The 24,984-nt window shown below is 63.1% G+C and carries 15 protein-coding genes, 1 tRNA gene and 1 pseudogene; 5 read left to right on the top strand and 12 right to left on the bottom strand.

The window, feature by feature from the left end; genetic code table 11:
* Positions 1–7 precede the first annotated feature (7 nt).
* Complete coding sequence (locus tag ACKFR8_RS12435) at positions 8–2,548, bottom strand: type I restriction-modification system subunit M (RefSeq protein WP_408930226.1); 2,541 nt, start codon at positions 2,546–2,548, stop codon at positions 8–10.
* 159 nt (positions 2,549–2,707) lie between these two features.
* On the opposite strand from ACKFR8_RS12435, the gene ACKFR8_RS12430 reads away from it, so the two are divergent.
* Positions 2,708–3,919: an IS1249 family transposase gene (locus ACKFR8_RS12430; protein ID WP_408929539.1), complete on the top strand. Its 1,212-nt coding sequence runs from the start codon at positions 2,708–2,710 to the stop codon at positions 3,917–3,919.
* A gap of 252 nt (positions 3,920–4,171) precedes the next feature.
* Here the strand turns inward: ACKFR8_RS12430 and ACKFR8_RS12425 are convergent.
* Positions 4,172–4,248, bottom strand: a tRNA-Met gene (locus ACKFR8_RS12425).
* Positions 4,249–4,405: 157 nt separating this feature from the next.
* Positions 4,406–7,385, bottom strand: a pseudogene (locus tag ACKFR8_RS12420) (UPF0182 family protein).
* 132 nt (positions 7,386–7,517) lie between these two features.
* On the opposite strand from ACKFR8_RS12420, the gene ACKFR8_RS12415 reads away from it, so the two are divergent.
* Both ACKFR8_RS12415 and ACKFR8_RS12410 read left to right on the top strand, forming a co-directional pair.
* Entirely contained in the window at positions 7,518–8,060 is a 543-nt protein-coding gene (locus ACKFR8_RS12415) for a PPA1309 family protein (RefSeq protein WP_296133269.1), read from the top strand.
* 52 nt (positions 8,061–8,112) lie between these two features.
* Positions 8,113–8,796 carry a beta-N-acetylglucosaminidase gene (locus ACKFR8_RS12410; protein ID WP_408930225.1) on the top strand — a complete coding sequence of 228 codons (684 nt, stop codon included), beginning with the start codon at positions 8,113–8,115 and terminating at the stop codon, positions 8,794–8,796.
* A gap of 23 nt (positions 8,797–8,819) precedes the next feature.
* Here the strand turns inward: ACKFR8_RS12410 and ACKFR8_RS12405 are convergent, their stop codons facing one another.
* The gene (locus tag ACKFR8_RS12405; RefSeq protein WP_408930224.1) at positions 8,820–9,896 is read right to left on the bottom strand and encodes a YlbL family protein; all 1,077 of its coding nucleotides are present in this window, start codon (positions 9,894–9,896) and stop codon (positions 8,820–8,822) included.
* A gap of 93 nt (positions 9,897–9,989) precedes the next feature.
* On the opposite strand from ACKFR8_RS12405, the gene ACKFR8_RS12400 reads away from it, so the two are divergent.
* Positions 9,990–11,420 (top strand): zinc-dependent metalloprotease, encoded by a 1,431-nt coding sequence (locus tag ACKFR8_RS12400; RefSeq protein ID WP_408930223.1) that lies wholly within the window; start codon positions 9,990–9,992, stop codon positions 11,418–11,420.
* Positions 11,421–11,438: 18 nt separating this feature from the next.
* Here ACKFR8_RS12400 and ACKFR8_RS12395 read toward each other — a convergent pair whose 3' ends face one another.
* A complete protein-coding gene (locus tag ACKFR8_RS12395) occupies positions 11,439–11,936 on the bottom strand; it encodes a M48 metallopeptidase family protein (protein WP_408930222.1) in 498 nt (165 codons plus the stop codon).
* An 84-nt stretch (positions 11,937–12,020) separates the two neighbouring features.
* Here ACKFR8_RS12395 and ACKFR8_RS12390 point away from each other — a divergent pair, with 84 nt between their 5' ends.
* Positions 12,021–12,851 (top strand): TOMM precursor leader peptide-binding protein, encoded by an 831-nt coding sequence (locus ACKFR8_RS12390; RefSeq protein WP_296133277.1) that lies wholly within the window; start codon positions 12,021–12,023, stop codon positions 12,849–12,851.
* A 19-nt stretch (positions 12,852–12,870) separates the two neighbouring features.
* Here the strand turns inward: ACKFR8_RS12390 and ACKFR8_RS12385 are convergent, their stop codons facing one another.
* From ACKFR8_RS12385 to ACKFR8_RS12355, 7 genes are read right to left on the bottom strand one after another with little or no spacing between them, the layout of a single operon-like run.
* Positions 12,871–14,925 (bottom strand): ATP-dependent DNA helicase UvrD2, encoded by a 2,055-nt coding sequence (locus tag ACKFR8_RS12385; RefSeq protein ID WP_408930221.1) that lies wholly within the window; start codon positions 14,923–14,925, stop codon positions 12,871–12,873.
* Complete coding sequence (locus tag ACKFR8_RS12380) at positions 14,894–15,628, bottom strand: NAD(+) diphosphatase (protein ID WP_296133281.1); 735 nt, start codon at positions 15,626–15,628, stop codon at positions 14,894–14,896. The genes ACKFR8_RS12385 and ACKFR8_RS12380 overlap by 32 nt, the downstream gene beginning before the upstream one ends.
* Before the next feature lie 11 nt (positions 15,629–15,639).
* Positions 15,640–16,749: a potassium channel family protein gene (locus tag ACKFR8_RS12375; RefSeq protein ID WP_296133282.1), complete on the bottom strand. Its 1,110-nt coding sequence runs from the start codon at positions 16,747–16,749 to the stop codon at positions 15,640–15,642.
* Positions 16,750–16,791: 42 nt separating this feature from the next.
* A complete protein-coding gene (locus tag ACKFR8_RS12370; protein ID WP_408930220.1) occupies positions 16,792–19,992 on the bottom strand; it encodes an ATP-dependent helicase in 3,201 nt (1,066 codons plus the stop codon).
* The gene (locus ACKFR8_RS12365; RefSeq protein ID WP_408931021.1) at positions 19,985–23,161 is read right to left on the bottom strand and encodes a PD-(D/E)XK nuclease family protein; all 3,177 of its coding nucleotides are present in this window, start codon (positions 23,159–23,161) and stop codon (positions 19,985–19,987) included. The genes ACKFR8_RS12370 and ACKFR8_RS12365 overlap by 8 nt, the downstream gene beginning before the upstream one ends.
* Positions 23,162–23,203: 42 nt before the next feature.
* The gene (locus tag ACKFR8_RS12360; protein ID WP_306506991.1) at positions 23,204–23,977 is read right to left on the bottom strand and encodes a hypothetical protein; all 774 of its coding nucleotides are present in this window, start codon (positions 23,975–23,977) and stop codon (positions 23,204–23,206) included.
* Positions 23,978–23,989: 12 nt separating this feature from the next.
* Positions 23,990–24,961 (bottom strand): DUF3152 domain-containing protein, encoded by a 972-nt coding sequence (locus ACKFR8_RS12355; RefSeq protein WP_296133287.1) that lies wholly within the window; start codon positions 24,959–24,961, stop codon positions 23,990–23,992.
* Positions 24,962–24,984 lie beyond the last annotated feature (23 nt).

Genomic DNA, 24,984 nt, shown 5'->3' with positions numbered 1-24,984 from the left:
GTTGTGACTATGCATCGCGACCACCGCCCAGCAGCTCCTGGAGTGCAGCCACGGCCTGCATGTCGGCGGCGTTGCCGGTAAGCCCGCTCAGTAGGCCAGCGAGTTCTTGCTCCGTCTCGCGAATCTTCACGTCGAGGTCGGTCAGCGCGACGGCGTACTTGTCGTGCAGCGCCTGGACGCGGCCGGCCAGGCCTGCAAGCACGTGACCAGGGATTTCGCGCAGGTCATCCATAAGTGAAGTAATCCACTTGGCGGTGAGCACCTCATCGACCTGCGCTTCGGTAAGCGCTTCAATGGTCGCGTAGGTGTCTTTCTCCAACTGCTCTTGCGCAGCCTTGAGGTTCTTCTTGAGCTTGTCCCGCTGGGCGATAAGTGCCTTGGCGCTGAGCATGGCAGCCTCAGTGCTGTCCTCCGGCCAGGTCTCGCCCTTGGCCAGCTTCGGCAGGTCCTTGATGGCCTTGTTCAGCTCGGTCTTCTTGAAGGCGTCCTGCTTGTCGTTAAGTATCTCGGTCAGGTCGGTCTTGTCGACTTCGCTTAAGCCCTCGACAAGCTGTGTTAGCTCAGATACAGCTGTGTCCACGTCGCGACTTAGCTGCGTTACCTGGTCCTTCTGTTGCGCCAGGTAGAAGGTCTGCACCAACTCGTTGGGAGCAACGCGCCCGTCCCATCCGATTTGGACATAGACCTTTTTCTTTTCCTTGGTCTTCCACTCCATCACGGGGTGGTTGACCCGCAGGGCATCGAAGCCTTCGGTCTGGATGACTTCTAGGTCACCGGCGGTTTTGACCCAGCTGTCATGCAGTACCTGGTAGCCCTCGTAGGCATCAACCAACGGTACAGGGTCGAGTCGGTCGAACAGGTCTGCCTTAAGCTGGTCCTCGGTGGTGGTAATGGGCACGGTGGCCGCGCCGTCCACCAGCAGCGCGTGCAGCTTCTCCGGGAGGTCGGATAGTGCAGCGTCAACCTGGTTACGCAGTGCCTGGGCTGCAGGGTGCTTGTCGATGGTCTCGCGCAGGTTGGCGGTCTTCAGCTCCGCGTAGCCTTCTACCTTCTCGGTGAACAGCGCCTCACGCAGTCCCGGTAGGGCGGTCCAGTAGTGCTCCAAGGCGGCAATCTCACTGGTGGGGATGCCGCCGTGCATGGTGGCGTACAGGTCTACAGACTCTGGCGGCAGGGTGGCGGACACGTAGCGCGGGATGTTGAGGTTGTGGTCGTTGGCACGAATCTCGTCGCGGGTCACGACCTTAGCGAAGTGTGGCACGTCAACGCGGTTGCGGACGGCATCGACGATGCGTTGGATGTCGCGGGCGCGCAGGTGGTTGTACTTACCCTGCTTGATGAAGCCCTGGGAGGCGTCGATGAACAGCACGTCATCGCGGTCACGTTCTTGCTTGAGCACCATGATGATGGTCGCGATACCGGTGCCGTAGAAGATGTTGGAAGGCAGGCCGATAATGGCATCGATGTGGTTGGCCTCGATGAGATTGCGGCGGATGTCGGCCTCCGAGCTGCCACGGAACAGCACGCCGTGCGGCAGGACGATGGTGAGGATACCGTCGGGTTTGACGTGGAACAGCTCATGCAGCAAGAAGGCGTAGTCGGCCTTGGTCTTCGGAGCTAGACCAAACCGTGCGAATCGCGGGTCAGCCTCGTTGCCTTCGGGTTCCCACTTCTGGGAGTAGGGCGGGTCGGAGACTACGGCGTCCACATAGAGCGGCTGGTAGGTCTGTACCGGGTCGAACTCGTCGAACATCGGCCAGTCATGGGCCAAGCTGTCACCGTTGCGGGCGACGATGTTGTCCGCCTTCACGCCGCGCATGACCAGGTTCATGCGGGTGAGGTTGTAGGTGTTCTCGCGCAGCTCCTGGGCGAAGTACTTAATACGGTCTGGGTCCCCCATGCGCTTGGCGACGGCATGGCCGATGTTAAGCAGCAGGGAGCCAGAGCCGGAGGTCGGGTCGTAAATCTGAATCTCGTCGCGGTCCTTGAGGTGGTCAGCGACGATGTTGCTCATGATGAGCGAGACCTCATGCGGGGTGTAGAACTCGCCTGCCTTCTTGCCCGCGTTAGCCGCGAACTTCTCGATGAGGTACTCGTAGATGTATCCCAGCACGTCATAGCCCTGCTTGCCATCAGTGGGGATGTCATCGATAAGGTCCAGTAGCTTCTTGATGGCTGAGGTACGGGCAGCGTCGGTTGTGCCCAGCTTCGACAGGCTGGTGTCCAGGGTGTTAAGGATGCCCTCGAAGACGTGCTTGTGCTCCGGGGCGATGTTGCGCTTGAAGGTAGCCAGGCCGTCGCGCACGTGAGCGATGGAAAAGTCGTTACCCATGTCCCGCCACGTCGAGTACAGGTTCTCGTAGGTGAGGAAGTAGCCCAAGTTGTTACGCACCAGGGCCACGGTGTCAGTGTCGGTCTCAACGAGCGCATCGGGCAGGTCTTCCGGTTCAGCGTCGTTATTGAGCATGAACTGCTCTACTTGGTCGGACAGGAACTTATAGAAGATGAAGCCGAGAATGTAGTCCTTGTAATCCGGCTTAAGGGACATTTCGTGTGGATAAATCGATGTGGATTCCCCGGGCAGCCTGGGGTAATGCGGTGATCTTGATTTTGAACTGGTTCCAACAGCCCGATCTGAGAAATCAACACCGGATAGTCCTAGGTCTGTGGTAGGAGGACTGCTGGCGGTGCGGTAAGGCCAATTCCTATGGCTAAAAGGAATCGGCCGTCGTGTGACATGTGCGGCCACGGACTGGTGAAGAACGGCAAAACCGCGGCAGGAACCCAACGCTGGCTATGCCCTCAGTGCAACGCATCATCGGTTAATACCCGGGTGCACACCAGCGAGATTCGGCACTTCAAAATCTTTATTGACTGGATTCTTTCCGGGGAATCCGCAGACCATTTAGCCACACGGCTTGGCGTAACAAGGCGCACGTTAACCCGGTGGTTCAAGATGCTGTGGTTTATCACCGTGCCAACCGCTACAGACCCCTATCGTGTCTATGACCAGGTCTTTATCGACGGCACCTACTTTCACAAGAAATGCCTGCTTGTAGCCTGCACCGATACACACGTCATCGCCTGGCATTGGTGCTTGCGGGAGACCTCATACGAGTACTTAAAACTGCTCGACAAAATCGCTCAACCACTCGTTGTCACCACCGACGGGGCAGGCGGAGCGCTCAAGGCGCTGCGCACTAAATGGCCCGACGTGAAAATCCAGCGCTGCCTAGTCCACGTCCAACGCAACACCTTTGCCGACATCAGCCGCAACCCGATTCACCCAGCCCATAAAGCAATCCGGAAGCTGGGCTACATGCTCGTCCAGGTACACAGCCTTGAGGACGCTGCACGGTTTACAGCTGCAGTCCACCACACCCGCATCACCTTTGGTGATTGGCTTAAACAGCGCACCTATCGCAGCACGGTACCTGCAGGCCAAGTACCGAAATGGGTCAGCCCCAACCAGAAATGGTGGTACACCCACCGCAACGCCCGCAGGGCTCTAAAGCGCTTAGAAAAGCTCCTCCACGAAGAACAGCTATTTGCCTTTCTCACCCCGCCTGAAGGTGTCACACACGATTTAAAAGCCACTACAAACCTGCTGGAAGGTGGCATCAACAAACAGCTCAAAGACTTAGCCGGAAACCATCGTGGCATGTTCGATGAGCATCAGCGCATCACCATGGACTGGTGGCTCTACACTCACACCGAAGACCCGGTAGCGCCGCTGGAGTTAGCCAAGCAACAAGACTTCGGACGCCAAGGAGAAAAGACAGCACGCGCGGCCTGGGCAAAAGAGCAACTTAAACGACGCGGCCACCCAGACGGGCGACCTGCCACATACGACACCGGCATCGACAACGAATGGAACCCCAGCTTAGGCATAAGAAAAGGCTGGGCCGGACGCTCCTAAATCCACACGAAATGTCCCTTAACGCGACACGCTGCAAATCCACACGAAATGTCCCTTAAGCCTGTAATCCTGCGCTTCGATCTTTGAGCGTACCGACGATACCGTACAGCGAGAAGATTTTACTTTCTAAGTGCATGGCTTGGGGGGAGCGGCGAAGTCCTACGTGGTGCAGGATTCAAAGCCCCAAATGGCGATTCCAGCACAAAACAGAAAAGGCCCCTACCGGTGTTTCCACTGGTAGGGGCGGGAAGTTGGTAGCGGGGGCAGGATTCGAACCTACGACCTCTGGGTTATGAGCCCAGCGAGCTACCGAGCTGCTCCACCCCGCGTCGAGATGTACTTCCGAACATCAAGCGCTTCAGCACACTGTGGTTAATCACTAGGATTTTTACCCCGTGTGCCGGCGACTCATGTAACTATACAGACGCCATGGCGCCTACCCAAATCCCCTGGGCAGGCGCCATTTCTCTGGACTACGTGGAGCTACTACTGAGACTGCAGCGAGCGGTACTCCTCCACTGCCTTGTCCAGCTCGTCCAAGGCCTTGCCGTACTCCTCAAAGGAACCGTTCTTAGCCTTGTCCACGCCATCGAGAGCCTTGTTGATGGCGTCGATAGCCTCGCCTTCACTCGATGCCTTCGGAGCGGAGGCCGGTGCGGAAGCGTCGGAGTCCTTGGAGTCAGCCGCGTCCTTCTTGTCACCGCCAGTGTTTCCAGCCTGGTCACCGTCCTTGCCGGTATCGCCTTCGATCTCCGTGATGTTCTGCGCGGCCTTCGGGTCGATTCCAACCTGGTCCAGGGCCTCACCGATGGTCGGGGCATAGCCCACACGGCCCTTGTAGGACACCAGCACGCGCAGCAGCTTCGGGAACGCGGACTCTTGGCCCTTACGCTGCGAGTAAATCGGCTCGAGGTAGAGGATCTCCCCATCCCCCACTGGCAGCGCCAAGAGGTTACCGTTCTTCAGGTCATTCGAGCCCTGCCACAGCGTGCGGTCACGCGCCACCTGGTCGGAAGACATCATCGCGTCCTGTGCCTGCTTCGGGCCCTGGGTCTGGGTATTCGTCGGCAGCACGCGCACGGTGATGTTGCCGTAATTGTCCGGGTCAGAGGACACCGCCATGTGTGCGGAGAGGAACTGACGGTTCAGGCCACGGTAGGAAGTGATGAGCTGGAAGCTCGGCTTCTTGGTCTCCGGGTCGGCTGCCAACACGTAGTACGGCGGCTGGTTCAGTCCCTGAGATTCACCGGCGGTGGGGTCCTCCGGCACGGACCAGAAGGCATCGTTGTTGAAGAAGACGCCCGGGTCATCCACGTGGTACTTGGCCAGCAGATTGCGCTGCACCTTGAACATGTCCTCCGGGTAGCGCAGGTGCTGGCGCAGTTCGTCGGAGATCTCCGACTCTGGCTTGACGACGCCCGGGAACACACCTTCCCACGCCTTGAGCACGGGGTCCTCGGTGTCGAACTCGTAGAGGTCAACGGTGCCATCGTAGGCGTCGACAGTAGCCTTGACCGAGTTACGGATGTAGCCCACCTGGTCGTTGACCAGGCGCTGCGTGGTGCCGTTGGGGTTCTGCGTGTCCTGGGTGGTCTCCGTCAGGGAGGTGCGCTGCGAATATGGCAGCGAATCCAGGGTGGTGTAGCCATCCACGACCCACTTGATGCGCCCGTCGATGACGGCCGGGTAGGTCGAGGAATCCGTGGTCAGCCACGGGGCCACCTTCTCCACGCGTTCGCGCGGATCGCGGTCATAGAGCAGCTTGGAATCCGCGCCCACGCGGTCCGAGAGCAGGAAATTGAGCTCCTGGTACTTCAGCGCGTAAGCAGTGCGGTCGACCACGTTGCCGATGTCCACGCCGCCTTTGCCGTCGTAGGTGTAGGTAGAGGTATCGGTGTCGTACTCCACCGGTTCGTCGCCAGTCTTGCCCACGATGGCGTAGTCCATGCCGTCGCGCGCGCTGGCGATAACCGGGCCGTAGTAGGTGCGCGGCTGATCCACCTTGATGCCCAGGGATTCCTCGGCGTTCTGGGTCTCGCCCTCGCCCTCGGCGTCCTTGCCGGACTGGGTCTGCAGATCCGCCACGGTGAAGATGGGGAAACCGCCGCGGGCAGAACCTGCATCCCGGGCCACCTCATCCACCTTGTTGGCCTGGGCCGCAATGAAGCCGTTGCCGTGGGTGTAGACCGTGTGGCGGTTAATCCAGTTCTGCTGGTTTTCCTGCAGTTCGTTCGGGTCCAGCTCGCGGGCCGCCACCACGAAGTCCCGCATCTCACCATCAATCTGGTAGCGGTCCATGGCCAAGGTTTCCGGGAAGCCGTAGAAGTTCTTCAGCTGCTGCATCTGCGTAAACGTCGGGGCCAGAATGTCCGGGTCGAGCAGGCGCAAGTTGGAGATGGTGGAGGAATCGGACGCTACCTTGTCATCGGAGACTTCCCCTTCGCCCCAGTTGTTTTCGTAGGTGACCTTGTCATCACCCAGACCATAGGCAAAGCGCGTGGACTCAATGTTGCGGGAGATAGACTCCGCTTCCTTGGCCTGGCGGTTCGGGTTGACGGAGAAGCGCTCCATAATCAGCGGCCAGCCTTGGCCAATCACCAGGGAGGAGACCACCATGAGCACCACGGCTAGGCCAGGGATGCGCAGATCCTTAATGACTAGCGCAGAGAAAATCGCCACGGCCACGAACACGCCAATGATCATGAGGATGATCTTGGCGGGCAGGTAGGCGTTGATATCCGTGTAGGAGCCACCGGTAAACAGGCTGTGTTCACTGTAAAGAAGCTGGTAGCGCTCGAGCCAGTAGCCAGCTACCTGCAGCAGCATCCAGATTCCGGCGGTGACCACCAGTTGGGTGCGCGCCGGCTTCGACACCGCACCGCGCACACCGGCCGCCCGGTTGCCAATGCGAATGCCGCCCAGGATGTAGTGGCCCACCAGCGCGATGATAAAGCACACCGCAAACAGCATGGAGAAGGCGTTGACCAGCATGGACCACACCGGCAGCTGGAAGGCGTAGAAGCCTAGGTCGTGGTGGAACTGCGGGTCCTCAACGCCAAAGTCGTGGGAGTTGAGGAAGAGCATCACCGTGCGCCAGTTCGCCTGGCCCAGCAGGCCAGAGACGACGCCCACGAGGACCGGGATGGTCTTGAGGAAGACGCCCATGGTGCGCTCGATGGACTGACGGTACTGGTAGACCGGCGAGTTCAGAATCCGCCATGTCCAAGGAGCTGCCGCGCCCCCGCCAGACCAGCATGCCGGCCACGTAGCTAATTCCGGCGGCCACGAGTCCAAAGACCACGAAGAGCACGATGCGTGCGATGAGGGTCTTGGTAAAGACCCCGCGATACTCAATCGCACCGAACCACTTCCAGTCCGTATAGAAGCCCACCAGCATGGGGCCGATGAACAAGAGGGCGGCGATGATGACGACGACCCAGGACACAACCCTGGGAGGACGTTTCATCGGGGCGGCGGGTCGGTTCAGTCCGGAAGCCAACTCCAGCTCCAATCAAGTGTCGTGCGAATATAGAGGTATCAAGCTTCTAGTCTAGAGAAGCACTAGAAGCACTGTGAACATCAACGAACGAGGACGCTTATGAGTTCCCCATCAACTTCCCAGCCCGCTGCCAACCGCGCTCTCAACAAGGCCATGCGTGAAGCCGTAGAGTTCATCCACGCCGAAGGATGGGATGCTCCGCCCACGCTGTTCGCCCTAGTGCCGACGCAGCTGGTGGCGGCGCAGTTGGGTGACGTCGACGATTCCTCCCCGCTCACCCTCGTGGTCCAGGACCTACCGGAGGGCATCGAGCCGGGTTCGGAGCACCTGGCGGAATACGTGGCGCGCCTGGCGTGGCCGCGGGAGATCGCCGGCGTCATCCTGGCGCAGGAGATCACGTTTAAGGACACGGAGGACGCCGCGCTTGCCGACGCTCACCCGGCCCGCCTCTTCTCCGGAGTACTCCGCACGGAGGACGCGGAGCTCACCCTCCTCCAGCTGCGACCGACCGAGGACGAGCTGGAGGCGGCCGGCCCCTTCGCGCAGGACGATATCCAACTGCGCGGCGGCCCCAACGTCGCCCCCGGTGTGATTGCTGCGCTGCGCTACGGCTTGGAGCAGGATCCGGACGATCTCGCCTAATGGGCTAAACTCGACCTCTAGTGGCCTTATTCGCTTCTCGAAGGAGTCTCTCGTGCGCTTGATCTCCCGCTTTACCGCCGCCGGCGCGGCTCTTCTTGCCTCCGGCTGCCTGCTTGCCGCCTGCGGCAACGATGAGCCGGCACCGACCCCGGCGCCCTCCTCCCCCGCGGAGGCAGCGGAAAGCGCCGTTGAGTCCGCCGCCGAATCCACCACGGAATCAGCCGAGAAGTCTGCCGCGGGGTCCAGCTCGGAGACCGCCAGCTCCGAGTCCACCACTTCCGCGTCTGTCTCGTCTGGGTCCTCCGCGGCCGCACAGTCCGAGAAGGCCTCCGGCTCTGCGGAACCGAGCGGGGAGAAGAGCTCGAAGTTCACCGCCTCGGTGGATGAGGCTTACGCCATCTTCGGCGACCTTGTCCCCGAAGAGATCTTCGCGGAGTTTGACCGCTGTGACCCCAACGGGGTGGAGGATTCCTTCAACTGCTCCGGCTCGAAGGTGGGCCAGTTCCAGTTCTTCAAGTCCAAGACCAAGGCTTCCCAGACCACCCAGGTGCTCACGGAGCTGCGCAGCTCCCGCGTCGTCGAAGACAGCGGCAGCCGCGTGGTGGGCTGGTCCATGTTGGGCAATACCGCCATCCTCACCGTAGTCAATAACGACGAGGGCCTCATCATGCAGCAGATGATCTCCACGGATCAGGAGGACCCAGAGGAGCGCCTCACCGAGCTCGGCCTGGTCTAAAGGCAGCGACTATAGGCAGGGGCCTAGCTGCCGCAGGTGTCCACCTCACCGCCGTGGGCGAAGGCGTCCATGGCCGAGATGGCGTCGTCAAGCGTATGCACCTTCGCCACCACCATGTCTCCGGTATCCCGGCTGGTGGCCTCCGCGCAGTTCTCCTCTGGGGAGAGGAAGAGCTCCGCACCGGCATCGCGCGAGGCACGAACCTTGTGGACGATGCCGCCAATGGGGCCAACCACGCCATCTTCACCAATGGTGCCGGTGCCGGCCACGAACTTTCCGCCCGTGAGATCCTCCTCGTTGAGCTTGTCAATCACCGCCAGAGTGAACATCATGCCCGCCGAAGGTCCACCGATATCCTGCAGGTTGTACTCCACCGAGATATCCCCCGCGGGCACCGACGTCATCAGCACTCCCAGCAGCGGCATGTTTTCGTCTTCCGAATGGCTGCCCAGCGTCACGCGGGCAGTGGATTCCTTATCCGCGCGGCGAATGCCGAGCTCAACCTCGTCGCCCGGCGCCAAGTCACGTATCTTGTCCTGCACCTGGCCCGGCTCGGAAACCTTTTCCCCGTTGACCGCGGTGATGGTGTCGCCGTCCTCCAGCGCGTCCGCTGCCGGGGAATCCTCCAGTACCTGCGCCACCTCCACCTGCACCGGCTTGTGCAGGTAGTCCATGGCCGCCACCGTCGCAGCGGACTCAGACTGGGTAAAGGCCTGCTGGTTGGCCTCATTGACCTCCTGATCCGTCTTGCCCTGCGGAATAACGGTGTCAATGGGCACCAGCGTGTCATCCGTGAACATCCACCGGCCCAGGGCCTGCGCCATCGTCATGTTCGTGCGCACGGACACCGTGGTCATGTTGAGATGCCCGGCGGGCTGAAAGGTCTCAGGGGCGTCCACCTTGACCACGTCCGCGTCCTCCACCTGGCCCAAGGTATTCACCGTCGGCCCCGGCCCCTCTGCTGCATAGGGCACGGTCAGCGCGATATCTGTGCCGGGGATGTGGTCAATGCTCAGCAGCGCGCCAGTCAGCACCACCGGGATCGCTCCCCAAGTCAGGGTGCGGAGGCGGCGGGCGTGGGGGTTCTGCGGTGAATTCACGGAGAAACAGCCTACAACGTTTTCTGCGCTGTTCGCTCTCAGCGTTGCCGGGACCCTAGAATCAGTGGCACCAATACCGGTACATTGGGGCGCATGAGCAACGGTTTCGGTTTTTCCTTCCCCAACAACGATGATGACGACGACAAGGATCGTCGCGACCAGAACCCGTTCGGCGCCTTCGGCTTCAGCGCGAATGGCGCTGGCGGTGGCCTGGGCGACCTTTTAAACCAATTTGGCCAGATGCTCTCCGGCATGGGCTCCTCCATGAATTCGCCGGAGGGCAGCGGTCCGGTGAACTACGACCTGGCCAAGCGCATCGCGCACCAGCAGATCTCCGAGGACAAGGAGGTCAACGACAAGGACCGTGACGCCGTGCAGGAGGCAGTACGGCTAGCGGAGCTGTGGCTGGATGACGCCACCTCGCTGCCCACTGCTTCGGGCACCGTGACCGCGTGGAACTCGGGCCAGTGGCTGGATGCCACGCTGCCAATGTGGCAGCGCATGGTCACCCCCGTGGCCGAGCACATGAACAATGCGCAGCTGGACTCCCTGCCAGAGGAAGCCCGCGAGATGATGGGCCCGCTGTCTTCCATGATGAATTCCATGTCCGGAATGAACTTCGGTATGAAGCTGGGCCACGCTTTGGGTGACTTAGCGGCGCAGGCACTGACCGGTTCTGACTTCGGCTTGCCGGTCTCCCCCGCCGGCACCACCGCCCTTCTGCCGCACAATATTCAGGCCATCGCCCGCAACCTCAACGTCCCCGCCCAAGAGGTGCTGGTCTACATCGGTGCCCGAGAGGCCGCCCGCCAGCGCCTGTTCAAGCACGTTCCGTGGCTGGTGGAGCGCCTCGTGTCCTCCGTTGAGGAATACGCCATGGGCTTGGTCATTGATACCTCCCACATCGAGGAAGCTACCCGCGAACTCAACTTGGAATCTGGCGACCCACAGGCAATCCAGGACGCGATGGGCAAGCTGCAGGGCATGGACCTGTCTCCGCGGATCACCTCCCGCAACGCAGGTGCTGCCTCCCGCCTCGAGACGCTGCTGGCGCTCGTCGAAGGTTGGGTGGAGCACGTGGTCACCGAGGCATTGGGGGAGCGCATCCCGTCGACGAAGACGATGACGGAGGCGTGGTCGCACCGCCGCTCCACCGGCGGCTCCGCGGAGAAGGCCTTCTCTCAGGTCGTGGGCATTGAGCTCAACGCCCCGAAGGTCGAGGCCGCCGCCGAGCTGTGGCGCCGCGCCACCGTGGCGGTCGGTGCCGATAAGCGCGACTCGGCGTGGGACCACCCGGACCTGCTGCCGACGGCGGAGCACATTGACAATCCCGCCTCCTTTATCGACGGACTGCTCGATGATTCCACCGATGAGGGCTTTGAAGAGGAGTTCTCCAAGCTGGAGGAGATGCTCAAGCAGGAGTCCGATGGCACTGCGTCGCAGGACCAGGACCAAGGCCAAGACTCAGACGATAAGCAGTCCGGCGGCAACGACGACGGCGAAGAAAACCCGGACAAGGAGTAGCCGCCGGAGTAGCTGGCCTCAGCGGAAGCGCTGGTAGGCCTCCAGGTAGCCCTTGGCGCGCTCCGCCTTCGGCGCGCGGTCGGCCCACTCCCAGAACTCCGGACCATGCCCGGGCACGAAGGTGTGGGTCAGCTCGTGGATAATGACCGCGTCGAGGACGTACTCAGGCACATCCTGTAGCCGGTCCGAAATCCGAATATCTCCCGTTGAGGTAGTGCAACTACCCCAACGGGATTTTTGGTTTCCTACCCAGCGAATGGACCCCAGCTTCGCGCGGCCCTCGAGGTAGCGCATATTGAGGTCGCGAGCGCGGGCGGCCAGGGAGGTGTCGGAAAGCGGCGCCGATGAGTGCTTCTTCTCCACTTTCGCCACGATGTCCGCGACGGCTTTCTCCTCCTCCACCGCCGACATCCACGCCGGGATGCGCACCTCCAGCACCCCGTCCACCAGACGGGCCTGGACGGTGCGCTTGCGCTTAGCGGAGCGGATCACGCGGACTTCGGGCTTGCTCGACATGACAGGGAATTCTACCTGTGGTGCAATGAGAGACATACCGCGGTTGGGAACCAGCCCGGCGCGGAATAAGGGGGAAGGACTGTCATGGGGGCAGAAACCTATAGGTTGGCGCCGGATATCACGGCGCTGGAACGCGAACCGGGAGTCGTCCAATGCGGCATGGATGCCACGCGGGTGGGCGTGCTGCAGGCGCAGCCGTGGCTTGCAGAGCTACTCAACCGGCTGCGCACGCCGCTGACCCGGCAGACCATTGAGCGCTCGCTGGTCAACGGTGGCCTCAGCCAGGCTGCCGCCCGGAGTCTGGTGGACGATCTCATTGGATACCACATCCTGTGGCCCACGCCGCGCACGCAGCGCGTTGCCGTACTGGGCAGCTCGCAACTAGCAACGGAGCTGCGGGACGCGCTCATGGCAGACGGCTTTCAGCCCCGCGCTCCCCTGCGTGCAGATAAACCCGCCGACTACATCGCCGCCGTGGCCGGGCACCTGCCCATCGTGGCCGTGGACATGCTCGCCGGTGCTGTCGACTGGGCCGACGCCCTCCAGGCCGGACCGGCCACATGGCTACCGGTCTCCATGATGGACGCACGCGGCATCATCGGCCCCGTCCGCGTCGCGGGCTCAGGGCCCTGCCCACTGTGTGCGCACCTGCACCGCATTGACGCCGATGAGCACTGGCACGAGGTGGCCCGCCGCGCCGAGAAGGCTGACGCACCCGGGGATCCGGTCGTGCGCGCCGCGGTGGTCCTCCACTCCGTCGTAGCAGTGCGCCGGCTGCTGGGCAGGCCCTCCCCGCCGGGCGCGCCGCGCGGCAAGCCGCTTGCCGGGGAGCTCAAGGAGGTCGACCTTTACGGTGTAGAGCAGCACCGCCTGGTCTCCCAGCACCCGCGCTGCCCGCACTGCGCGGGCGGTTAGTGAGGATGCTGCGTCAGTCCTAGCCCCGCGCGGCGGCAATAATCTGCAGCACCTCCGCGCCATAGCGCTCCAGCTTGGCCGGGCCGACCCCGGAGACGCCGAGCAGCTCCGCCTCGGTTTCCGGGAGCTCCTCCGAGATGGCCTGCAGCGTGGCATCCGAAAAGACAACGTACGCCGGCACCTTCGAGTCCTTGGCCACTGACGCGCGCCACGCACGCAAGGCAGAAAAGACTTCCTCGTCACCCTCGTACTCACACCATTCGTGGCGGCCCAGCACCTTCTCCGCCGGACTGGTGAGCTCGCCGGAGCACACGCGGCAGCGCCGCGGGCGGTAGCGGCGGTTGGAATGCGCGGTGTCCTCGATGCCAGGCACCAGACCGTCGAGGAAGCGGGTGCGCTCGCGCGAGGCGCGCGAGCCCGTGGTCTTAGCCAAAGCCCACGACAGGGCCAGGTGTTCGCGCGCGCGGGTAATTCCCACGTAGAACAGGCGGCGCTCCTCCTCCACCTGCTCATCGCCGGCCTTGATGGCGTGGTTGATGGGCAGCAGCTTTTCCGTCAGCCCCACCAGGAACACCGCGTCCCACTCCAGGCCTTTAGCGGCGTGAATCGTTGCCAGCGTCACGCCCTCCATGGTGGGATTGTGCTTATTCTCCGAGCGGCGGTGTAGCTCCCCCAGCACTCCGTTGAGGTCAATATCCTCGTGGTCGTTCACGATCTGCTGGATGAGGGCCACCAATGCGTTGAGGGATTGCCACCGCTCACGCGCCTGCGCGCCCTGCGGCTCCGTGGCGCTCAAGCCCAGCTCCACGAACGCCGCGCGCGCAATCGCCACCGGGTCATCGGGCAGATCATCCCGTCGGGTGGCGGCGATAAGCACGCGAATGGCCTCCAGAATCTCCGGGCGGCGGAAGAATCCCTCGCCACCGCGGACCTGGTACACCACTCCGGCATCCGCCAACGCCTGCTCAAACTGCTCAGACTGGGCGTTGATGCGGTACAGGATGGCAATTTCTGAGGCCTTCACGCCCTGGTTGAGCAGGGTAAGCACCTGGCCCGCGACTTCCTTGGCCTCCACTTCCTCTGACTCATAGGCCTTGAAGGTGGGATCGGGGCCGGGCTCGCGCATGCCCTGCAGTTCCAGGCGGGTGCCCGCGGCACGCCCGCTGGCCTTGGCGATGACCTCATTGGCCAGGGTGGTCACCTGCGGCGTGGAGCGGTAGTCCCGCTGGAGCTTGACGACGGTCGCCTGCGGGTACGTGCGCGAAAAGTCCAACAGGTACTCCGGGGAGGCGCCGTTGAAGGAATAGATGGTCTGGTTGGCGTCCCCGACCACGGTGAGGTCATCGCGCTCTCCCAGCCACGCCTCCAGCACCCGCTGCTGTAGCGGCGTGACGTCCTGGTACTCATCGACCACGAAGGTGCGGTACTGCTCACGGAATATTTCCGCCACGGCCGGCACGTTTTCGATGGCCCCAGCGATGTGCATGAGGAGATCGTCGAAGTCGAGGTACATCAGGTCCGGGGTGGACTTCATCTGCTCATAGCGGCGGAACACCTCCGCCACGGCCGCCGGATCTCCCGGGGCTTCGCGGTCGGTGTTCTCGATGATCCCGGGATAGCCATCCGGGCTCACCAGGGAGGACTTGGCCCACTCGATCTCCCCCAGGAAGTCACGGATGGTGTCCTTCGAGTTATCCAGTCCCAGGGAGCGCACCGCGCGGCCGACGAGGCTGAACTTGTTATCGATGAGCTGCCACGGCAGATCACCCGCCACCTGCGGCCAGAAATACTTCAACTGCCGGCGCGCCGCGGCGTGGAAGGTTTGGGCTTGCACTCCCCCGACGCCCATCTGGTGCAGGCGCTCGCGCATCTCACTGGCGGCGCGGGTGGTAAACGTGACGGCGAGGACGCGCTGCGGGTTCACGAACCCCTGGTCCACCATGTGGGCAATGCGGTAGGTGACCGTACGGGTCTTGCCGGTTCCGGCACCGGCCAGGATGCAGACCGGGCCGCGCGGCGCCGTGGCGGCGGCGCGCTGGTCCTCATCGAGCAGGGACAGATCCGGTCTTTTCACCGTGGAACCACTCCATAATCATCGTGTGTGCAATTGAGCCCTTCCGGGCAATGGTCAAACTCGGCAGCTCTGCGCGGGACACCCACCGCACCTCCGCGAGCTCACCGTCAGTATCGCACACGGGGCGGACATCCCCCGTGGCCGCGGAAAACCCCACCATGAGCGAACCACTCGGCGGCCACGGCTGCGAGCCCCAATAGGTCACCTGCTCCACCCGCCGGCCGGTCTCCTCCAGAGCTTCGCGCTGGAAAGCCTCCTCGAGGCCCTCCCCCGGTTCGACGTACCCGGCGATAAGGGAGAAGAACCCGGACCGCGCACGATTGCGCGCGAGCAGAATTCGGTCTGATTCCGGGTGGTGGATGATGCCGATCACGGCGGGGTCAATGCGCGGGAAGACAAAAGCATCCGCATCGCGCCCCACCGCTCCCGGCTCGGGAAAAGATAGTTCCCGGCCAGTTCGCGGGTGGAAGCGCATTTCCCGGCGGTTGCGCATGAGGTGCAGGACTTTGAGGATTTCGCCGTGCCCGGCAAAGAAGGTGGCATCCTCCAAGCGTCCCAGATCAGCAGCGAGCTCCTCCTCTAGAAAGAAGGCGCGAAGCTGACCAACTTCCACGAGGGCCTCTCCGGCGGGGTGATCCACCAGCACTGGGTGACCGTCCTCAGTAACGGGTATGCGGCCAGAGGCGGTGACAGGCAGATACATGCGGCGAGCTGCTACTTCTCGTCGTCAGACTCGTCGGTGTCCTCGACCGCTTGCTGCATCTCGTGCTTGATGTAGAGCAGGCGGTCACCCGGCTTCAGCGCATAGGCATCCGCGGTATCCACGCGGTGCAGTTCGTTGTTGCGGAGGACGGCGAGGACGATATCTGCCAGGTGGCGCGGGTTGGAGCCGACCTCAAATTCGCGCACGGGGCGCTCCGAAACGGAGAAGCCCTCGTTCGGGGACAGCAGGTCCTCCATCATCTCCACCACGGTCGGGGTCACGGTGGCCAAGCCCAAGAGGCGGCCGGCCGTCTCGGCGGAGGTGACCACGGAATCAGCGCCGGACTGCAGCAGTAGGTGGCGGTTCTCGGACTCGCGCACAGAGGCCACGATCTTGGCCTTCGGGTTGAGCTCGCGCACCGAAAGCGTACACAGCACCGCGGTATCGTCCGTGGACGGGGTCACGACGACCGAAGACGCGTGCTCCACACCGGCAATACGCAGCACGTCCTGCTTGGTTCCGGAGCCGTAGATGGTCACCAGACCGTGGTGCTCAGCATTGGCCAGGGAGGCACGGTTGGTATCGATGACCACGATCTGGGAGGCCGGGACGTCGTCGGCGATCAGCGCGGAGACCGCGCCGGCGCCCTTGGTGCCGTAGCCGATGACGACGGTGTGGTTACGCAATTGCTTTCTCCAATTCTGGATCTCAAACGTGCGGCGGGCCCGATCAGTAAGCACCGACAGGGTCGCGCCGACCAATAACACAAGGAAGAGCAGGCGGGCTGGGGTAACGATGATGAGGTTAATGAACCGCGCCGGCGGGGTTACCGGCACGATATCGCCGTATCCCACCGTAGTCAGTGACACTGCGGCGTAGTATGCGGCGTCGAGCAAGGAGAGGCCCTCGCTATAGCCGTCCCCATCGAGGTAGACCACCACTGTGACGAAGATGAGTAGGCCCATGGCCCAGAAAACGCGTCGAGCAAGCTGTTTCCACGGGCTGGTGCTCTCCGTGCGGGGCAACGTGATCACGTCGATCAGCGCGTGATCTGGCTGCGACGTCAGTTCCACCTGCGGTAAGAACCGCGACTTAAAGCGCTTTCCTATGTGCTTGGCCACGAAGTGCCATCCTCCCTTGACCGGAGCGGATATACCGAGAAACTACCTTAGACTCAACCCGGGTGGGGTCGAAACTGCAGAGTTTAGAAGGTTGGCCAACTCTTCGCCACTGGGCAAGCTCTTCGGCTCCAGGAGGTAGCCCTCGCTGACGTAGTAGAAGGCCGCGCGAACTGAATCTACCTTGTGGATTCGCCGCCATGCCTCCGCGTACACGGCAAGCTGAATCTCCGCCGCGGTGAGTGCCTCTCCCTTGGGCTGACGTCCGGTCTTCCAGTCCACCACGAACCAGGTGCCGTCCGCCTCTTGGAATACGGCGTCCATGCGGCCGCGCACAACGGAGTCACCGATGGTGATTTCAAAGGGCGCCTCCACATAGGACGGCGTGCGCTGCGCCCACTCCGAGGACAGGAAGGACTCCTTGAGGGCCTCAAGGTCCTGATTCGGTTCGTCGTGGGAGCCCGGAAGCTCGTCCTCCCCGAGCAGCGCTGGGGAACCAAAACGGTCTTCCAGCCAGGCGTGGAAGGCGGTGCCGCGCTTGGCGTAGGAGTTCGGTTTGAAGGGAACGGGGCGACGCTGGCGGCGGGCAAACTGTATGGGATCGGCCGCCATCGCCACCATGTCGGACGCCGTCAGCTCACCGGGCAGCTGCACATCGACCACGGGGGCCTTCAGCGCCTCGTTCTCCTCAATCAGCGCGGTAGCTTCCCGCTCCCAAATTTCGAAAGTCTCGCCATCGCGCAGTGGCGGCAGTTCTTCCATAGCCGCTCGTACCGCGTCTGCTGCGCTGATTGCCTCCGGCCGCGGGGACAGCGCTGGGAAGTGCGCCGTCTCTTCTGCGCCTTCGGCCTTCTCCTCCGGAGCCTCCGGCACATCCCAGTGCACGACCAAGTCAGGGTGCTTGTCCTTGAGCAGTGTCAGGTAGTGGTACGGCCCCTTCTTCCTTTTGTTCGTGCCCGAGCCCGTCACCGTCAGCGAGGACTCAGTGCGCGTGATGGCTACGTAGAACAAACGCGCTGCCTCTTCGGCTTGGAACTCGCGGTCCTGCGCAAGGAAGGCCTTGCATGCCTTTTCAAAGGCCGACCGGTCCTTCGCGTCATCGGGCACGTCGATGTAGTCCTCATCTCCGGGGACCTTTTGGATCTTGGTCAGGAAGGTTTCCGCCTGCGCCTTGTAGCTCGAGGAATCCGCGTGGGCAACGCACACGTGCTCCCACTCCAGTCCCTTGGCCTTGTGCACCGTCATGATCTGGACGCGGTTGCGCACTGCAGGTACCTCACCGGGAGTAAGACCGTTTTCTTCCTCGCGCGCCAACTTGAGGTAGTCCAAGAAGGCGGCCAAACCGTCACCGTGGAACCCAGCGACAATATCCGCGAAGGCGTCAAGGTGCGTCGTCCCGCCTGGGGTTCCCGCGGCGAGTACCTCGGTGCGCAGACCGAATACGGTCTCGATGTCAGCGAAAATGTCATTTAAGGACTTGCCCAGGGAGTACGTGCGCAGGTGACGCAGTTTCGCCGACACGGCTTCCATGCGCTCCAGCCCTTCCGGGGTATAGCGCTCGCGCTCGCCCAAGTCCGCCAACGCATCGGCCAATCCCAAGACCTGGTCTGGTCCTTCTGCCACGATGGCTTCGACCTGTTCCGTTAAGTGCGCCAACGGGTCACCGCCCTCCCACCTGGTGCGTCCCTCGGTGGCGCCAGCCAGGTTGCGCTGGCGTGAGTGAAGAGCCTGAATATCTGCGATGCCCAGCCCGCACATGGGACCGGTGAGCACGCGCAGCGCAGCGGCGGCGTCCTGCGGCCGGACCAACAGCGTTGCCACTGCTACGAGATCCTGGATCTCTGGTTTCCACAACAGGCCACCCAGGCCGAAAATTTCGTTGGGCACGCCGGCCTCATCCAGGGCAGCGGCGATCAACGGCGATTGCTTATTGGTGCGTACCAGCACCGCGGCACTAAAGTCCTCACCTTCCGGAGTAGCGTCATACAGCTTACGCAGGTGCTGGGCAATAAAGTCTCGTTCTTCGTCTTCTGTGGCGAAGTAGCCCAACTGCACATCACCAGCCGGCGCGGTGGGCTTCGGTGCCAGCTCATCGACGGGCCGCTTACCCGGCGCAGCAGAAAACAGCTCGGCGGCCACGTCATTGGCTAGCGTCAACACCGTGGAGGGATTGCGCCACGACGTCGTGAGCTGATCCTTGGGAGCATTCTCCCCGTCGTTTTGCGGGAAGTCCTCAACGAAGGCGGCGAGGTTTTCCGACGTGGCGCCACGCCATCCGTAGATGGACTGCATGGGATCACCCACGGCCGTCACGGATAGGCCTTCGCGCTCGCCACCAAACAGGGAACGCAGCAGGATGCGCTGTGCATGAGAGGTGTCCTGGTATTCGTCGAGCATGATGACGCGGTAGCGCGCGCTTTGCTCCTCCCCCAGCACGGGGAAGTTCTGCGCCAAGGTAGCGGCGATGGACATCTGCTCACCAAACGTGATGACCCCACGCTCTGCCTGCTCCTTCTTGAGGGCATCCACCAGGGGCAGGTACTGCAAGCGCAGGCGCTGTGTATCGAGATACTTTTGCAGATCTTTGCTGAACTCGCCTTTGGTTCGCGACGACTTTTCTAGGTCTTCTGCCGTGGCGCGGAAGGCATGCTCGTGCTCGCGCAGCAGCGTGGTGTCAATGAGCTCTCCGTCGAGGGCATCCGACAACGCGATGACCGTTTGAGTCACTGATGCCACTTCGTTGTCGGCACTCAGAGCACCGGTGAAGTTGCTTACTACCTCATGCGCGATGGAGTAGCGCTCGGCAGCGGTGATCATGCGGGCATCCGGCTCTACTGGCATGAGCAGGCCGTATTCCCGGACCAGATCACCTGCGTAGGAATCATAAGTGGATACCTTGGGGGCGATGTTCTCCAGAGCGTCCGCAGCCGCCGTGCCCGGCGCGACCAGCCCGGAGGAGCGCAGCGTGAGCAATTGGCGGCGGATTCGCTGCTCCAGCTGCTGTGCCGCCTTGCGCGTGAAGGTCAGTCCAAGGACCTGCTCCGGGCGCACCAGACCGTTAGCCACGAGGGACACCACGCGGGAGGCCATCGTCTCGGTCTTGCCGGCACCTGCACCCGCCACGACGAGCTTGGGGCCCAAGGGGCCGTCGATGACCGTTGCTTGCTCCGGCGTTGGTGGGAAGGGTTTGCCCAACGCGTGCGCCAGGGCGTCCGGACTGAAGTGGTGAGCTGAATTCTTAGGCATTGGTCACCAGACCTCCTTCATTCATGATGGGGCAGATAGAGCGGATGGGGCACCTCTCACAGTCCTTGTTTTCGCGTGCCGTCAGGCCGGGACCTCGCAGTTCGGCGACCAGCTCCGGTAGCTTGCGGGCAAACTCCTCAAGTTCCTCGGGAGGGACGGGATCTTGGTCCCGCGTGGCCACGGACTGATTAGTCGAGCGCGGGTAGACCAGCTTGCCGCCGGCGCGGGAGAGACCGTCACCCGTGCGGATTTCGGATACCCATTCCTCGCCGTGCTCCTGCCCCGCATCCACGTCAGCATCAGGGCCCTCGCCGGGGCTTCGCTGACCGGGGACGATAGCGCCGTGCTCTAGCGCCAGCTGATAGGTCAGCAGCTGCTGGTTTTCCTTAACGGCCTGCTTCGTCGGCACCGTCTTCCCCGTCTTCAGATCCACCACCATGTAATCCTCGCCGGCTTTAACAAGGCGGTCGATGTAGCCGTGGATAGTCACGTCTGGCGCGACCTCCACCGTGACGGGAACCTCCACGCCCACTGGGGTAAGCCGTACCGTGGAGCTCACAGACCACTCCGCGGTCCGATCAATAAGGCGCACAAAGTCCTCCAGCTCGCGCTCCCTCTTCCACGCCGGAACATCGAGGATGGCTTCAAAAGCATCGACCACGAGCTTCTTTGCAGGGCCGCTCTCAACGCCGCGCCCCAGGGCCTCTAAGAACACGTGCGCCAGGTTGCCGCGGACGAGGTTGAGAGTCGAGGAATCGTCCTCAACGAGCCGGCCCAGTACTGCATTAAGCGGACACTTCATCAGCGCCTCGACGCGCGAGGGGGACACGGTGCTGGATCCGCGCAGGGCCGGCTGCGACGCAATGGAGCGTGCCGCCCACCACTCGTCCGGATGCGCCCCGGGAACACCGCCATGGGCAAGGCGGGCCAGCTGCCGCACCGCCTGGGAGCGCTCAAGCTCGCTCGATTCCGGGTCGGCAGCACAGCGGCGTAGCTGGGCCACGAAGGCGGACACGGACAGTACGGAGACCTGCAGAGGGTCAAGCTCTTCGTCGGCAGAGCCGCCGCCGCGCAGCGTCACTGGACCGGGCTCCGGAACGTCAAGCCCCAGCTCGCGCGGCAGGCTTTGACGCGCCAGCCGCCGGGCGGCGTCCCGGCGTGCACGCTGTCCGGGGACATCTACCCCCTCGACGGACAAGAACTCGGTGATAAAGCGCGACGGCTCTTCGACCTCATCGCCCTCCGGGGCGTCCACCGCGACGATGAGGAGGCGGTGACGGTGCCGGGTGGTAGCTACGTGGAAGAGACGGCGTTCTTCTGCCAAGCGGCCCGCGACGTGGCTGACCGGGGTCCCCGGCGAGATGTTACGGTCTAGAAGATCGATGAGCCCTTCCTGGTCAAAGAGCGAACCGGTCTCCCCCACCGAGGGCCAGGTTCCCTCCTGCACTCCGGCCACGATGACCGTGTCCCATTCGCGGCCGACAGCGCCGTGTGCGGTGAGGATCTCTACCGCGTCCGGCAGCGCGGAGCGGCGGTCACGCACGCCCGTGGGAAGCTCTTGTTCGGTGATGTGCAGGATGAAGGAATCCAGCGATGCGCCCGGGCGGCGCTCGGCATAGTCACCGGCGGCATCGAAGAGCGCCATCATGGCGTCCAAGTCGCGGTCCGCCTGCGAGCCGGCCGCACCGCCGCGCAGGGCCGCGGCCTGCAGGCGACCATCAAGACCAGTGGCATTCCATACCGCCCACAGGACTTCCTCCACCTCCGCCTCGGCCCGCAGCGCCTCACGCCCGGCGGACAGCACACCGCGGATACGGGTGAGGATGGCCTCCTCGCGCTCAGTGAGAAGGTTGTTGAAATCCGGCAGTTCGCCGTCGAGCAATTCCCGCAGCGTGTCCATGCCGCGCTGCTCCGGGCGCCAGCGGCGCAGACCGCGGATGAGGCGGCGCAGAGTTACCGGGTCGGCACCGCCGACAGGGCCGGTGATGAGGTCTTCCAACTCGGCCGGTGTGAGCTCGGCCTCCAGCGCGCGCAGGGCCAGCATCACGGACTTCACCAGTCGTTGCTCAGCCAGCACCACATCCGTGGGGCTAATGTGCACCGGCACGCCCGCTGCCAAGAGCGCGCGGCGAATCGGACCGATATCCTTGGTGGAGCGCACAATCACGGAGATATCGCGCCAGTCCACGCCCTCCTCTAGGTGACGGCGGCGTACTGCATCTGCGACGACATCGCGCATAACCCCGCGCGAGTCCACCACACTCACGCAGACCGGCGCCGGGGTCCGGCGGGGCGCAGTCAGCCGCAACTCAGTATCTGCCTTCCAAGACGTGAGAAACTCGGCATTGGCGCCGCGGAACGCAAAGACTGCCTGATCGGGGTCTCCACCAATAACAGTTAGTTCCGCGCTCTTGGAAAGCTCGGCGATGAGCTTTCCGGCGGTCGGGTCCAAAAGCTGTGCGTCATCAACCACGATGGTGTGCCAGGGATGGTTCTGAAGGAGCTCCGGGCGCAGCAGCACCTGGCTCACCAACTCCGCAGCCGAGTAGGAATGCGAACCAGCCAAGGCCTGTGTGCGCTCGTATTCACGCAAAAATTCGCCCGCTGAGCTCCACATCGGGCGTTGGTGCTTCGCCCCCAGTTCTTCCAAGTCAGCCGGCCCCAGGCCGCGCTCGATCGAGCGCAGCAGCAAGTCACGCAACTGCCGGGCAAAGCCTACATAATCAAGCGCAGGGCGAATCTCCTCCGGCCACGCGCCACGCCCATCGCTTGCCTGACCCGAGAGGAGTTCCCGGATCACCGCATCCTGCTCGGCACCGGTAATAAGCCGCACGTCCTCCTCACTCCCCCGGCGCAACAGAGCGAAGGCCAGGGAGTGTACGGAGCGCACCATGGAGGCTTGCGCCGCGTAGTCATCGAGATGCTCAGCTAGCTCACGGCGCAGCATCGACCCCGACTCCTTGGAGGGAGCGACCACGAGGATGCCGGAGGCGTCCATGCCGGCGCGAAGGCGCCCCACAACGACGTCAATAAGCAGGCTCGATACGCCCGCACCCGCTGTTCCCAGCACTCGCCAGGTGCCGGTGGTGGGAAGGAGAATGTCCCAGTCGCGCGTGGAAGCGCGGCGGGTGCGGGGAACTAGGCGGACATCCGGCGAAGGCGGAAGCATGGCGCCGGTGTGGGTGGCTGACTGGCTGGAGTATTTCACGCCCTACAGTCTGTCAGATGCCACGGACACGAGCGTCTCTTCCACCCTTTCAATGCTCGAACGCACTGTCGATTTGGACTGTGGGTGCAGCGTATTGACGTAGCGCCGGTACGCCACCGCGCGCAACAAAAGTTGGCGAATGCCGGGCACGGCAGCAAAACGGTCGCAAATGTCGTCATCCACCACGCCGGCGATCAGGCCATCCACCATGACTAATGCCGCCGACCATCCGCGCGGCCGGGGGCTGGCCGAGGGCACAATATCTGTGAGCGCGGGCGGATTCACCCCTGAAAAGATGGTGGTCCCCAGAAGGTCCATGTGCGCCGTGACCAACTCAACGCCCTCCAATTCGGCATCGGAATAGGCCTCACCTGTTTCCTCCCACGCGGCGCGCTCAGCGCGCGCGAAAACGTCCTCGCGGTGCCCCACGGTGGGCAGTGGTGAGGCCACCATGGCGTCGTCTAGCCGCAGCGCCAGCTGAGCTGTCTCGTCAACGCGCCCGCGCAGGTGGCCGGGGACGAACTGCGTCGCCTTCCAACCGGAGAAGGTATAGCGGCCGTCCGTGGTGAGCACGGGACGGGCAATGCGCGCGCCAGGCAGCTCCAGCTTCTCCCGCACTTTAGCGGACCAACCGGACCACTCGCGAGCCTCGGCATACACCACATCCCCTAAGTGGATCCCATTGTCCCAGGCGGTTCCTAGCACCTCACCGGCAGCGCGGCGCGGGCTTGCCTCAGCATGAAAAGCAGCCAGAACTGGTTCGGGTGGCAGCGGCATGAGCACATCCTCCTAGTCAGGGTTGTGGGGGTCGCGGTTCGCCGGATTCGGGTACGGCCACGGGTTGGGCTCGCACGTAACGTCCTCGTCCGGATAGATCTCCTCCGGCTCCTTCTTCGCCAGCACGCCGTTGTTCAAGCTCAACGTCTGCTGCATCATAACCGGAGCCAGCTTGCCATTTCCGCCGCACGCTTGGTGCGCGGCATAGCCAATCGCGTGGCCAAACTCGTGGTTAATAAGGTACTGGCGGTAGTTACCCAGGTCCCCTTCGAAAGGCACCGCGCCGCGCACCCAGCGGGATTCGTTGAGGTTAACAACGGATTCGCCCGTGATCGCAGTGTGGCACGAAGTTTCCATCTCGAGCTGTGCGCCGCACATCTCCGCGGTGGTGGCAAGGGAGGACAGGCGGAAGCGGGTATCTGGGTTGTCGTCCGGCTTGACGTGGATGAACTCGAAGTCGCCAGCGGCGGTCCAGCCGCGGGGGTCCGACAGGGTGGCGTCGATCAGCGCTGCTACCGCCACGTCTCCGCCGTACGCCGACGTGTCCACGCCGTTTTCAATCTCTACAGAGAACCGGACGGTTTCCTTGCCGCCCTTGCCCACGTGCATGGTGGACGGGCCGGCGTTACGGTAGGTTTGATCGCCCTGTTCCGTAAACGCGCCGCCGGCGGGCAGCCCCTCCTTAGCGGCCTCCACTGCGCTGGCATTGGCGGGATCGGGACCCTTGCGCGCGGACGCGGTAGCACCTGCGCTGCTGTGCGACGCCTCCCCCGCGTCCCCAGCGTCAGCCGCGGTGTTCTCGGCAGGGCTGCGCACGACATCAACCAGCATCCAGACGGTGATGACCACCATCACGGGGATGGCGACAACCCGCCACCAGCCGTATTCGTTAGCAAACCGCACCACCGCCGAAGGGCGCTGGTGCTTAGACCGGGAAGACTGCTGAGGGCGGTGCTGAAAATCCGCAGGGTTGTCCATGGCCATTTAGGCTACCGCGCCGGCTTACT

Source organism: Corynebacterium axilliensis, from assembly GCF_046097495.1.
In the GTDB taxonomy this organism is placed as follows: domain Bacteria; phylum Actinomycetota; class Actinomycetes; order Mycobacteriales; family Mycobacteriaceae; genus Corynebacterium.
This window is presented reverse-complemented; position numbering and strand designations above follow the sequence as displayed.

Coding starts and splice junctions, on each gene's coding strand:
- ACKFR8_RS12435 (WP_408930226.1), bottom strand. CDS start 2,548: ATGTCCCTTAAGCCGGATTACAAGGACTACATTCTCGGCTTCATCTTC.
- ACKFR8_RS12430 (WP_408929539.1), top strand. CDS start 2,708: ATGGCTAAAAGGAATCGGCCGTCGTGTGACATGTGCGGCCACGGACTG.
- ACKFR8_RS12415 (WP_296133269.1), top strand. CDS start 7,518: ATGAGTTCCCCATCAACTTCCCAGCCCGCTGCCAACCGCGCTCTCAAC.
- ACKFR8_RS12400 (WP_408930223.1), top strand. CDS start 9,990: ATGAGCAACGGTTTCGGTTTTTCCTTCCCCAACAACGATGATGACGAC.
- ACKFR8_RS12395 (WP_408930222.1), bottom strand. CDS start 11,936: ATGTCGAGCAAGCCCGAAGTCCGCGTGATCCGCTCCGCTAAGCGCAAG.
- ACKFR8_RS12390 (WP_296133277.1), top strand. CDS start 12,021: ATGGGGGCAGAAACCTATAGGTTGGCGCCGGATATCACGGCGCTGGAA.
- ACKFR8_RS12380 (WP_296133281.1), bottom strand. CDS start 15,628: ATGTATCTGCCTGTCACCGCCTCTGGCCGCATACCCGTTACTGAGGAC.
- ACKFR8_RS12370 (WP_408930220.1), bottom strand. CDS start 19,992: ATGCCTAAGAATTCAGCTCACCACTTCAGTCCGGACGCCCTGGCGCAC.
- ACKFR8_RS12365 (WP_408931021.1), bottom strand. CDS start 23,161: ATGCTTCCGCCTTCGCCGGATGTCCGCCTAGTTCCCCGCACCCGCCGC.
- ACKFR8_RS12360 (WP_306506991.1), bottom strand. CDS start 23,977: ATGCCGCTGCCACCCGAACCAGTTCTGGCTGCTTTTCATGCTGAGGCA.
- ACKFR8_RS12355 (WP_296133287.1), bottom strand. CDS start 24,961: ATGGCCATGGACAACCCTGCGGATTTTCAGCACCGCCCTCAGCAGTCT.